At 39.3% G+C, this 11,788-nt stretch carries 11 protein-coding genes; 10 read left to right on the top strand and 1 reads right to left on the bottom strand.

The window, feature by feature from the left end:
• The 4 genes from fabD (at nt 1) to rnc (ending at nt 2,904) form a co-directional block, all read left to right on the top strand.
• The gene (gene fabD, locus MUN88_RS17920) at nt 1–945 is read left to right on the top strand and encodes an ACP S-malonyltransferase (protein ID WP_244717623.1); all 945 of its coding nucleotides are present in this window, start codon (nt 1–3) and stop codon (nt 943–945) included.
• 6 nt (nt 946–951) lie between these two features.
• Nucleotides 952–1,692, top strand: coding sequence for a 3-oxoacyl-[acyl-carrier-protein] reductase (gene fabG / locus MUN88_RS17915; RefSeq protein WP_244724600.1), 741 nt, complete (start codon nt 952–954; stop codon nt 1,690–1,692).
• A gap of 36 nt (nt 1,693–1,728) precedes the next feature.
• Complete coding sequence (acpP, locus tag MUN88_RS17910) at nt 1,729–1,962, top strand: acyl carrier protein (protein ID WP_244717619.1); 234 nt, start codon at nt 1,729–1,731, stop codon at nt 1,960–1,962.
• A 255-nt stretch (nt 1,963–2,217) separates the two neighbouring features.
• Complete coding sequence (gene rnc, locus MUN88_RS17905) at nt 2,218–2,904, top strand: ribonuclease III (protein WP_244717616.1); 687 nt, start codon at nt 2,218–2,220, stop codon at nt 2,902–2,904.
• Nucleotides 2,905–3,839: 935 nt separating this feature from the next.
• Here the strand turns inward: rnc and MUN88_RS17900 are convergent.
• On the bottom strand, nt 3,840–4,061 hold the full coding sequence (locus MUN88_RS17900) for a DUF1128 domain-containing protein (protein ID WP_244717613.1): 222 nt from the start codon (nt 4,059–4,061) through the stop codon (nt 3,840–3,842).
• Nucleotides 4,062–4,209: 148 nt separating this feature from the next.
• Between MUN88_RS17900 and smc the strand changes: the two genes are divergently transcribed.
• The 6 genes from smc to MUN88_RS17870 all read left to right on the top strand — a co-directional run bounded on the left by smc (nt 4,210) and on the right by MUN88_RS17870 (nt 11,165).
• On the top strand, nt 4,210–7,776 hold the full coding sequence (gene smc / locus MUN88_RS17895; protein WP_244717610.1) for a chromosome segregation protein SMC: 3,567 nt from the start codon (nt 4,210–4,212) through the stop codon (nt 7,774–7,776).
• 17 nt (nt 7,777–7,793) lie between these two features.
• Nucleotides 7,794–8,798: a signal recognition particle-docking protein FtsY gene (gene ftsY / locus MUN88_RS17890; protein ID WP_244717607.1), complete on the top strand. Its 1,005-nt coding sequence runs from the start codon at nt 7,794–7,796 to the stop codon at nt 8,796–8,798.
• A 74-nt stretch (nt 8,799–8,872) separates the two neighbouring features.
• Nucleotides 8,873–9,199: a putative DNA-binding protein gene (locus tag MUN88_RS17885; protein WP_244717604.1), complete on the top strand. Its 327-nt coding sequence runs from the start codon at nt 8,873–8,875 to the stop codon at nt 9,197–9,199.
• 12 nt (nt 9,200–9,211) lie between these two features.
• Complete coding sequence (gene ffh, locus MUN88_RS17880; RefSeq protein WP_244717601.1) at nt 9,212–10,573, top strand: signal recognition particle protein; 1,362 nt, start codon at nt 9,212–9,214, stop codon at nt 10,571–10,573.
• A 77-nt stretch (nt 10,574–10,650) separates the two neighbouring features.
• A complete protein-coding gene (gene rpsP / locus MUN88_RS17875) occupies nt 10,651–10,920 on the top strand; it encodes a 30S ribosomal protein S16 (protein WP_244717598.1) in 270 nt (89 codons plus the stop codon).
• A 17-nt stretch (nt 10,921–10,937) separates the two neighbouring features.
• Nucleotides 10,938–11,165, top strand: a complete 228-nt coding sequence (locus tag MUN88_RS17870) for a KH domain-containing protein (protein ID WP_244717595.1) — start codon at nt 10,938–10,940, stop codon at nt 11,163–11,165.
• Nucleotides 11,166–11,788: the final 623 nt, after the last annotated feature.

Genomic DNA, 11,788 nt, shown 5'->3' with positions numbered 1-11,788 from the left:
GTGAAAAAAGTAGCATTTATTTATCCAGGTCAAGGGTCTCAAGCAGTAGGCATGGGACAGGACTTATACGACAACTATGAACAGGTTAGAGAATTGTTTGATCAGGCAAATGAAGTATTAGGTTATGATCTGACCAACATTATGTTTAATGGTCCAAAGGAAAACTTAACGAAAACTGAAAATACGCAGCCAGCGCTATTACTAGTAAGTGCTGCGCTAACTCAATTATTAAACGAACACGGTATTGTCCCTGCTGTAACTGGTGGTCATAGTTTAGGTGAATACAGTGCACTTGTAGCAGCAAATGCCTTGCCAGTAACAGATGCGGTCGAATTAGTACATCAACGTGGAAAATTAATGGAGAATGCTTATCCAGCAGGAAAAGGTGCGATGGCAGCAGTACTGGGCCTCGATAAGTCAACTCTGCAAGAAGCATTAGATCACATTCATGAAGAAACAGATGAAGTGATAGAAATAGCAAACATCAATTGTCCGGGACAAATTGTAGTTTCCGGCTCACAGAAGGCTGTTGATGTTGCGGTGGATCAGGTGAAAGAAGCAGGGGCCAAGCGAGTATTACCACTTGCTGTGAGTGGTCCGTTCCATTCCAGTCTAATGAAACCTGCAGCAAAGCAGTTTAGTGATCTTGTTCAGAACGTGAATTGGTCAGATACGAGAATTCCTGTCTACGCAAATGTGACAGCAGACAAAGTAACCAATCAAGAACAAATCAAGCAGCTGCTGGTAGAACAGTTATATTCACCTGTAAGATTTGAAGAAATAATTGAACAGTTGCTGGATGAATCACTTGATGCAATTGTTGAGGTAGGTAGTGGTAAAGTACTAACGGGACTGGTAAAGAAAGTGAATCGGAGAATGACTACCTTTGCTGTACAGGATGATGCTTCCTTGCAAACATTTATCGAGTGGATGAAGGAGGACTAATAAATGATGTTAACTGATCAAGTTGCACTTGTTACAGGTGCTTCTCGTGGAATTGGGCGCGAGATCGCCTTAACTTTTGCTAGTAACGGTGCAAAAGTCGTGGTAAACTACTCTGGAAGTGAAGAAAGAGCGCAGGCAGTGGTTGACGAGATCGTCGCGAATGGCGGAGAAGCGATCAAGCTTCAAGCTAATGTCAGTGATGAAGCTGATGTGAAGGCCATGGTGAAAGAGACGATTCAAACCTTTGGAAGTCTTGATATTCTTGTGAATAATGCAGGCATTACCAAAGATAATTTGTTAATGCGGATGAGTGAAGCGGATTTTGAAGATGTTATTGATATTAATCTCAAAGGTGTCTTCTTAACTACTAAGGCGGTATCTCGTCAAATGATGAGGCAGCGACAAGGTCGGATTATCAATGTATCTTCTGTAGTTGGAATCAGCGGTAATCCAGGACAGGCCAATTATGTTTCGGCAAAAGCTGGTGTCATTGGACTAACTAAGTCGACAGCGAAAGAATTTGCTGCTCGTAATATATTAGTCAATGCCATTGCTCCTGGTTTTATTGCAACAGACATGACGGACAAATTAACGGAAGAACAGAAAGAACAAATGCTTTCTCTAATTCCTCTAAACAAATTAGGTAAAGCGGAAGACGTAGCTAAAGTAGCCCTGTTTTTGGCTTCTGAACAATCCAGCTATATTACAGGTCAAACCATTCAGGTTGATGGTGGTATGATCATGTAATAAAATGAACTTGACCTTTGAAAGGAGGTGACGAGAATGTCCGAGACTTTTGAAAAAGTAAAGCAAATCGTTGTTGACCGTCTTGACGTCGACGAAGAGAAAGTAACACTAGAAGCGTCTTTTAAAGATGATTTAGAAGCAGATTCTTTAGATGTAGTGGAACTAGTGATGGAATTAGAAGACGAGTTTGACATGGAAATTGCTGATGAAGATGCAGAAAAAATCGCTACAGTAGGTGATGCTGTAAAATACATAGACAGCAACCAATAATTTGTAACCTCTAAGAAAGTCTTACCCATGTAAGACTTTCTTAGTATTTATTTACCAGGAATATAAGTAATCAACAGCGGAGTAACTCGACACAGAAAATCACGAGAAAGAGAACATACACTTCTGCTGTCGACTCAAAGATTGGCAATCGCCGGGTTTACGTTAGTGGGAAACCTTTACAGAAAAGGTTGGCGTATCGCCATATTTCCTTTATAATAGTGTCAATGATTGAAATCATGTTGGTAGGTGAAGAAAGTGTCAGATTTGAAATTGCTTCAGAAAGAACTGAATATTTGGTTTAAAGATGAAAAACTATTAAGACAAGCTTTTACTCATTCATCTTATGTGAATGAGCACCGGAAAAAGAATCTGCTAGATAATGAAAGATTAGAATTTTTGGGAGATGCGGTATTAGAGTTAGGTGTTTCTCAATACCTTTACCGAGAATTCGACCATTTTGCTGAAGGGGATTTGACGAAGCTTCGGGCATCCATTGTTTGTGAGCCAGCGCTCGTCACATTTGCGGAAACATTAGATTTTAGTAAATACATACTCTTAGGTAAAGGGGAAGAAATGACAGGTGGTCGTAACCGTCCAGCCCTTTTGGCAGATGTTTTTGAAGCATTTATAGGTGCTTTATACTTAGATCAAGGGTACGATCAAGTAATTAATTTTTTAAAGAAATATGTCTACCCTGAAATTACAACCGGTGTTTTTTCTCATACGATGGATTACAAAAGTCAGTTGCAAGAAACCGTACAGCAGCATAAAAATAGATTAGTGGAGTATTGCATTATTGATGAAAAAGGACCTGCACATGATCGAGAATTTTTCGCTGTTGTCACTATCAACGGACAGACTGCTGGAAAAGGTGTCGGCAGAACAAAAAAGGAAGCAGAACAACGTGCGGCCAAACAGGCACTCGATGCACTTCCACAATAAGCACCACGGTCGTCAGTACATAAATTCTATTATCAATGAAATGCCTGCGGGCTAATTGATAGTAGAATTTTTTTATGCCAAGAAGGAAATAATACGGATTATGTAAAGTGGACTGTATTACAAGATGGTAATTTTGATATATTGTATTTGCTTAGCAAAACTCCAGAAATATGCTCCGCGTCCTGTGGGCATGGCTCATAACCGTCAAGCTAAGAAAAAGTTAAAAAGTGCTTAAACCGCCTTACATGTTTGCTCATATCATAGGATCGATTCTTATGGACAGTTTAATAGGTTTTTTCCGATTTTCGTCCATAAGAATCAACCCTATGACTGTTTGAAAGAGTAAACGTCAAAAGCTGTCCAAAAGAATCAAATTTAGAACCACTCAAGGATATCAAAAGGACTCTTGTGTCAATACCGATGCTCTCTTTGTCCGTGCCAATATAGATTTTGATCAGGTTTTAGTTTCTTCTGGCGTTTCACAAATCCAGTTTCTTGGGCCAATTTTGTAGTTTCGAAACCGACAATACCTCAGGAATAGCTTTTTAAATGGTTTCATATCATTCACAAAACTCATAAAAAATCCCCTCCCCATACATAACTTGTACCCATTACGGTACGTATCCACCTTGCTTTTTAAAAGCCTTACCTTAACTTGACGGCTATAGGGGTACAGCTTCAGCTAGGCTGCTACTTGCACAGCTTCTGCCTTGTGCCAAGGTAGCACGCTTCAAAGCGATACTTGCAGACACAGGCACAGACTAAGTGGATCTTCAGCCGTGCCCGCAGGACGTGAAGTGGTTGGCCGGAGCGGTATTCCAGCACATGAATCATTTCAAAATTTACCACAACGCTTTTTGACATAATCCGTATTATGAAAAGTTCAAAAAAACTCGGCTGCTATTATTGAGGCATCCGAGCTTTTTTGATAGGTTTTATTTACGATATTGTCGTAATTCGGCAATGAAGGCTTGGGTTTCTGCTACGGTTAAGCTACCTTTCATTTTAAGTAAATCATACAGCTCTTTTAGTTCATCATAATGCTCCATATCATAGTCATCAGGATTCATAATCGATTCATTCACAACTTGCAGCATTTTACCCATTTCCTGAATGATATAAGTCAAATTAGCTTCTGTTTTTTCTTCTAAATGCAATTCTATTCACTCCTAATATGTATTTTATAGGATCTTCCTTCTCTTACTCTAGTCTTTATGATAAAATAAATAAGTTGAAAAGCAAAGGATTAAATATAATCCAATCTTGATTTTTCGCGATGAAATGATATAAATAGGAGTTTTATAAATGTATTTAAAACAATTAGATACAATTGGTTTTAAATCTTTCGCTGAGCGAATTAAAGTCGAATTTGTACCAGGGGTTACGGCCGTAGTAGGACCGAACGGAAGTGGAAAGAGTAATATTACCGATGCGATTCGCTGGGTACTGGGGGAGCAATCAGCTAGATCCCTTCGTGGTGCCAAAATGGAAGATATTATATTCCAGGGAAGTGAATCGCGCAGGGCCTTAAATGTTGCCGAAGTAACGTTGGTACTGGATAACTCAGATAACCGTCTTCCCGTAGATTATCAGGAAGTCAGTGTCACAAGAAGAGTGTACCGTTCAGGTGAAAGTGAATTTTTAATGAATAAACAGCCATGCCGCTTAAAAGATATTACTGAACTTTTTATGGACTCAGGATTAGGAAGAGAAGCTTTTTCTATTATCAGTCAGGGGAAAGTGGAAGAAATCCTAAGCTCTAAATCGGAAGAACGACGAGTGATTTTTGAAGAAGCTGCAGGTGTTTTGAAATATAAAAACAGAAAGAAACAAGCAGAATATAAATTAGCTGAAACACAAGAAAATTTAAACCGTGTGGAAGATATTATTTATGAAATCGACGGACAATTGGAACCATTGGCAAAGCAAGCGTCGATTGCAAAAGAATATCTGTCCCAAAAAGAACGGCTGACAAATGTAGAAGTCGGCTTGCTAGCAAAAGAAATTGAGCAGCTGAATGATCAATGGCAAGCTTCTGAACAGGAATTAACTAAGATGCGTACTGATTTAAAAGGTAAGCAACAATGGATTGAAACACATGAACAAAAAAGTACGCAGTTAAAACAGGAAGTCCAGCAGGCAGATGAACAAATTACAAAATTACAGGAAACATTATTAGTTGCAACACAGGAATTAGAGAATCTTGAAGGTAACAAGAAAATCTTTCATGAAAGGCTTCAGCATTTTCATGAAAATAAAACGAATTTAGAACGAGATATTGCCGATACGCTAGAAAAAAAAGAAGCTCTTTTGGAGCAATTGCAACAGGAACAACAGATTTTAGACCGGTATAAACAAGAGAATCAATCTTTAACGAAGCAAATTAATACTATTAATGAGCAATTAAAAACAGGAAAAAATACAATCGAAGAAGATCTTGAAACGCTGAAGAGTGATTATATTGAACTGCTGAATGAGCAGGCAGCGAAACGTAATGAAAAGAATTCTATACAGCAGCAATTAGAAAAAATGGAAGGCAAAAAGAATGTTCAATCCACTAAGTGGCAACATTTATATGAGGAGCGGAGTGAACTTGTTCGGGCGGTGGAGCAAGCAGAAGCCGTAGTTGATCGTGAAAGTAAAGAGTTACAAGAAGTGCAAGAATCTTACCAGCAAACCGAGCGAAAGGTATCAGCAGAAGATAAGATGCTCGATGATATGCAACAGAAACTGTATAAAGGCTATCAAATGCTAGAGAATTTAAAATCTAAGAAAGAAATGCTCGAAGATTTGAAAGAAGATTTCCAAGGTTTTTATTTTGGCGTCAAAGAAGTGTTGAAAGCTCGTGAACAACATAAACTATCAGGCATCCATGGTGCGATACCTGAGCTTATTGAGTTTGGTGATCAGCTGGTGGATGCGATGGAAACTGCATTGGGTGCACAAGCTCAACATGTCGTTGTCGACAATGAAAAATCAGCGCGTGAGGCAATCCAGTGGCTTAAAAGAACAAACAAGGGGCGGGCTACCTTTTTACCTATTAATGCGATGAAACCGAAACAAATACCGGCTAATTTTGTTGAAATGCTTAAACAGGATGACGAGTTTGTTGGGGTTGCCGTAGATTTAATTCAATTTGATTCTACATATCAATCGGTGATGGGGGCACTATTAGGGAATGTTATCATTTCAAAAACATTAGAAGGTGCCAACCGTTTTGCCCAACAGACTGGCAGAAGGTACCGAATCGTCACATTAGATGGCGATGTCGTGAATCCTGGTGGTTCCATGTCTGGTGGTGCCAAGAAAAAGAATAACCAGTCATTATTTACGAGAGATCGTGAACTGAAGACATTAACGAAAAAATACAAAGAATACCAGGTGCGCGTGACTGACTATGAAAAACAATTGCAAACACAAAAAGATTCATTGGCTGAATTACGTGTGCAAAAAGACACTTTGTATCAAAAATTAGATGGATTGCGCATGAATTATCAAAAGCATCATAGCGAGTATAAAGAGTCTAAACTATCACTTGAACATTTGAATGATCAACTATCCATTTATGATCAGGATAAGATGCAACAGGAACAGGACAGGAAGTTATTAGAAGAGCAACGTACACAGATTGATGGTGATTTAGAATCTCTTCACGAGCGCTTAACAACGCTTGATCAGAAGATTGAAACCTTAACAGACCAGCTTCAAAATTTTGAGGCTAAAGAAGAGGGATTGAAGGACAACCTTCAACGACTACAAGTACAGCAAGCCGAATTGAAAAGTCAGTTAACCAATCAGAAAGAAAAAGTTGCAAAAACAGAATCGGAAATGGCAGAATACAAGGAAATACAAAGCACGAAAGAACAACAATTACAACAGCTGATTGATGTAAAAAATAGTCAACAGACGGAAGAAGAGATTGAGCAACAGATTGAGGATAAAAGGCAGCAGAAACAGAGTAACCAAGAAGCGTTGCAACAACTAAGAGATGCTCGTTCTGCGAGTCAGCAAAACGTGACCACGTTAGATGAATCAATCAGACTTGCACAAAAAGAAGAATACGATTTGCAACAAAACATTCAAGCGATTGAAATCAGTCGAAATCGTTTAGATCTTGATTTGGATAACAGGTTGCAACTGCTAGAAAATGAGTACAGCATGACGTTCGAAAAAGCAAAAGCAGATTACCCTGCACCAGATCATTTAGAAAATGCCAAAGAGCAGGTAAAACTGATCAAAAAATCAATTGAAGAACTTGGTACTGTAAATATTGGGGCAATCGAGGAATATGACCGGATTAAAGAACGGCATGAATTTTTGACAAGCCAGCAAACGGATCTGGTCGAAGCCAAACGGACCCTATATGAAATCATTGCGGAAATGGATGAAGAGATGACGAGACGATTTGATGAGACCTTCTCACAAATTAAAGAAGAATTCACGGTCGTTTTCCAACGATTATTTGGTGGAGGACATGCAGAACTGAAATTAACTGATCCGAATCAGTTATTAGAGACTGGTGTTGATATTATCGCCCAGCCTCCCGGTAAGAAGTTACAGCAATTGGGCTTGCTTTCAGGTGGTGAACGCGCCTTAACAGCCATTGCATTACTGTTTGCGATCCTTCGTGTCCGTCCGGTCCCATTCTGTGTGCTTGATGAAGTAGAAGCAGCACTCGATGAAGCAAATGTGGCAAGATTTGCTCAATATTTAAAATATTATAGTAAACATACTCAATTTATTGTTATTACACACCGTAAAGGTACAATGGAAGAAGCCGATGTTTTATATGGGGTGACTATGCAAGAATCAGGTGTTTCCAGATTAGTATCTGTGAAGCTCGAAGAAGCCCCTGAATTGTTAGAAGCATAAGAAGAGGAGGTATTAATGTGAGTTTCCTGAAGAAATTAAAAGAAAAATTCCAATCCAATAGTCAAGATCAAGAAGAAGTAACGGACAAATACAAAGATGGTTTGAGTAAAACGAGAAAATCTTTTTCAGAAAAAATTAACGACCTTGTTGCACGCTATCGAAAAGTAGATGAAGAATTTTTTGAGGACTTAGAAGAAGTATTGATTTCTGCAGATGTCGGTGTTACGACCGTTATGGAATTGATTGAAGAGCTGGAAATGGAAGTGAAACGTCGTAACATTAAAGACACGAAAGAAGTAAAAGAAGTAATTTCTGAAAAGCTTGTAGAGATTTACCAAGGAAAAGATACAGAAATAGAAGATACCTCTTTAAATATCCAGGAAGGCGAGTTAACAGTTATTTTGTTTGTTGGTGTTAACGGTGTTGGTAAAACTACAACCATCGGAAAACTGGCACACCAATTAAAAACAGAAGGAAAAGAAGTCCTGCTTACCGCTGGTGATACCTTCCGTGCTGGTGCGATTCAGCAATTAAATGAATGGGGTAAACGTGTCGGTGTTGATGTTATCAAGCATAGTGAAGGCAGTGATCCTGCCGCGGTAATCTATGACGGGATTCAGGCTGCTAAATCAAGGAATGCAGATGTATTATTATGCGATACAGCAGGGCGTCTCCAAAATAAAGTCAATCTGATGAATGAATTGGCCAAAGTAAAACGTGTCATCGAACGAGAAGTGCCAAACGCACCCCATGAAGTACTATTAGTGCTAGATGCAACAACAGGACAAAATGCGTTAAGCCAAGCAAAAACTTTCTCTCAATCAACCGAAGTGTCGGGAATTGTATTAACGAAACTCGACGGTACTGCGAAAGGCGGTATTGTACTTGCTATTCGTAATGAATTAGGTATTCCGGTTAAACTCGTCGGGTTAGGAGAGAAAGTGACTGATCTGCAAACCTTTGATCCACATGCATTTGTCTATGGGCTGTTTGCGGATATGATTGAAGAAGAGTCATCCTGAAAAACTTGACAGTTGTTCTTCAGGATGAGTAGACTAAAATGTAAAGGCATTTTACTTAACGAGGAGTCTTTTTTATGTTAGATAAAACGACTAGGATTAATGCACTGTATGATTTTTACCAGGAACTCTTAACGGAGAAACAGCGCAGTTATATGGAAATGTATTATTTGGAAGATTTTTCATTAGGTGAAATTTCCGAGACATCGAATGTATCAAGACAGGCAATTTATGATAATATTCGAAGAACGGAACAAATGCTAGAAGAATATGAGCAAAAGCTTGGCTTATATCAGAAATTTCTCGCACGGCAGTCACTCCTTAAGGAAATAAGTGACATCGCTGATGAAAGAAATGATGAGCAATTAAAGACGAAGATAGAAGCAATTATTGAAATCGAATAGGGGGCGAATAGTATGGCATTTGAAGGTTTAGCCGACCGCCTGCAGAATACCATTCAAAAGATTAAAGGAAAAGGTAAAGTAAGTGAGCAAGACGTAAAAGAAATGACCCGTGAGGTCCGATTAGCTTTATTAGAGGCAGACGTTAACTTTAAAGTAGTAAAAGATTTTGTAAAGAAAGTGAAAGAACGTGCAGTAGGCCAGGAAGTAATGGAAAGTCTTACACCTGGACAGCAGGTTATTAAAGTGGTGAAGGAAGAATTAACAGCCTTGATGGGTGGCGATGAGAGCAAAATTGCTGTAGCTGATCGTCCGCCGACAGTGATTATGATGGTCGGTCTACAAGGTGCAGGTAAAACAACCACAACAGGTAAATTAGCAAATTTATTACGAAAGAAATATAATCGAAAACCGTTACTGGTAGCAGGTGACGTTTATCGCCCGGCAGCAATTGATCAACTGGAGACACTAGGGAAGCAGTTAAATATTCCGGTATATGCAGAAGGTACAGAAGCTAATCCGGTAGACATCGTTAACAATGCGATGGAGAAAGCGAAGGAAGAGCATCTTGATTATGTTCTTATTGATACTGCAGGTCGTCTGCATGTCGATAACGAATTAATGGATGAGTTAATCCAAATTAAAGGAAACGTCAATCCTGATGAAGTATTCTTAGTCGTAGATTCTATGACAGGTCAGGATGCTGTAACCGTAGCAGAAAGCTTTAATGAACAATTGGATGTCACTGGTGTCGTATTAACAAAACTTGACGGTGATACCCGTGGCGGGGCAGCGCTATCGATTAAAGCTGTTACGGATAAGCCGATTAAATTTGCTGGTATGGGAGAAAAACTCGATCAATTGGAAGTGTTCCATCCTGAACGTATGGCGTCGCGTATTCTGGGGATGGGTGATGTACTGTCCTTAATCGAAAAAGCCCAGGAAAATGTTGACGAGAAACGAGCAAAAGAATTAGAAGAAAAAATGCGATCCGCTTCGTTTACGTTTGATGATTTCCTTGAACAAATGGGTCAGGTGAAAAATATGGGACCACTTGATGAACTGATCGACATGATTCCTGGCGCGAATAAGATGAAAGGTCTTAAGAACGTTGATTTTGATGAGAAGCAGATTACACATGTTGAAGCAATTATTCAATCGATGACAGCACAGGAACGTCAAGATCCCAGTGTGATAAATGCAGGTCGCCGTAAGCGTATTGCGAAAGGTTCCGGCCGTTCTGTATCGGAAGTGAACCGTTTGTTAAAGCAATTTGAAGAAATGAAAAAAATGATGAAACAAATGACCAACATGCAGCAAGGAAAGAAAGGCAAAAAGCGTAAAAAACAAAAAGGTTTAAATTTTCCGTTCATGTAAGGTAAAAACACTTTACAGACTAAAATAAATCTGATACAATTCTTTCTTGTGAGATATTTATTTGGAGGTGTAACAAAATGGCAGTAAAAATTCGTTTAAAACGTATGGGTTCTAAAAGAAATCCATTTTACCGTATCGTAGTGGCAGATTCTCGTTCACCACGTGACGGACGTATCATCGAACAAATTGGAACATATAATCCGGTAGCTAATCCGGTTGAAGTGTCATTAGATGAAAACAAAGCGCTTGATTGGATGACTAAAGGTGCGAAGCCGAGTGATACGGTACGCAACTTGTTCTCTAAAGAAGGCGTTATGACTAAATTCCACGAATCAAAAAATCAATAATAAAGTGATGTGATTCGATGAAATCATTGATTGAAACAATTGTAGAACCATTAGTAGATCACCCAGAAGAAATTGTTGTCACGGAGAAAGAAGAGGATAACAAACATATTTATCATCTTCATGTTCATGAGAATGATGTCGGGAAAGTGATCGGCAAAAATGGTCGCATTGCCAAATCAATCCGAACAGTTGTCTATGCAGCTGGGATGAAATCTAATAAAAGAATTTATTTAGATATCATGTAAAGAGGGAGGCTTCCAAAGCCCCCCTCTTTTTCATAAACAAAAGTATGTATATAACCGAATCACAAAAATTTCAGCTTAAGTTGCAAAAGTGAAAGTGTGGGTTTTTAGAATACGGATTATGTAAACTACAAGCTTAGTGGTAATTTTGAAATAGATAGTGTGCTAGGATAACCGCTCCGGCCAACTACTTCGCGTCCTACGGGGCACGGCTGAAGCTCACTTTGCGAAGATGATCGCTTCACAAAGTGGATCTTCAGCACCTGCACGTCCCGCGGTAGTCTACGTGGTTGGCCTGCGCTATGGTACAGACTCTACAACGTAAACAAGAGCTATTACATTGAGCTGATTATCATTGCCATGATGCTATTCGAATTCTATATGCCTAAAACCACTGTTTTTAGCAGTTACATACGATGTAACACTTCCTTAAGCATAGGAAATGTACGGAGACTCCGCATGCGTCAGCGCGAGCTAAAGATCGACTTTGTCTGTGCCTGTGTCTACAAGTATTGCTTCGAAGTAGCTTCCTCGGTACAAGGCAGCAAAGAAGCAGTGCATGTAGTAGCCTAGCTGAATCCGTGCCCCGCAGAACGCAGAGTATATTTCCGGAGCTTTGCTACGCA

It is taken from the genome of Gracilibacillus caseinilyticus (assembly GCF_022919115.1).
GTDB classification, from domain to species: domain Bacteria; phylum Bacillota; class Bacilli; order Bacillales; family Amphibacillaceae; genus Gracilibacillus; species Gracilibacillus caseinilyticus.
The sequence above is the reverse complement of the archived record's forward strand: the minus strand, read 5'-3'. Positions and strand labels throughout refer to the sequence as shown.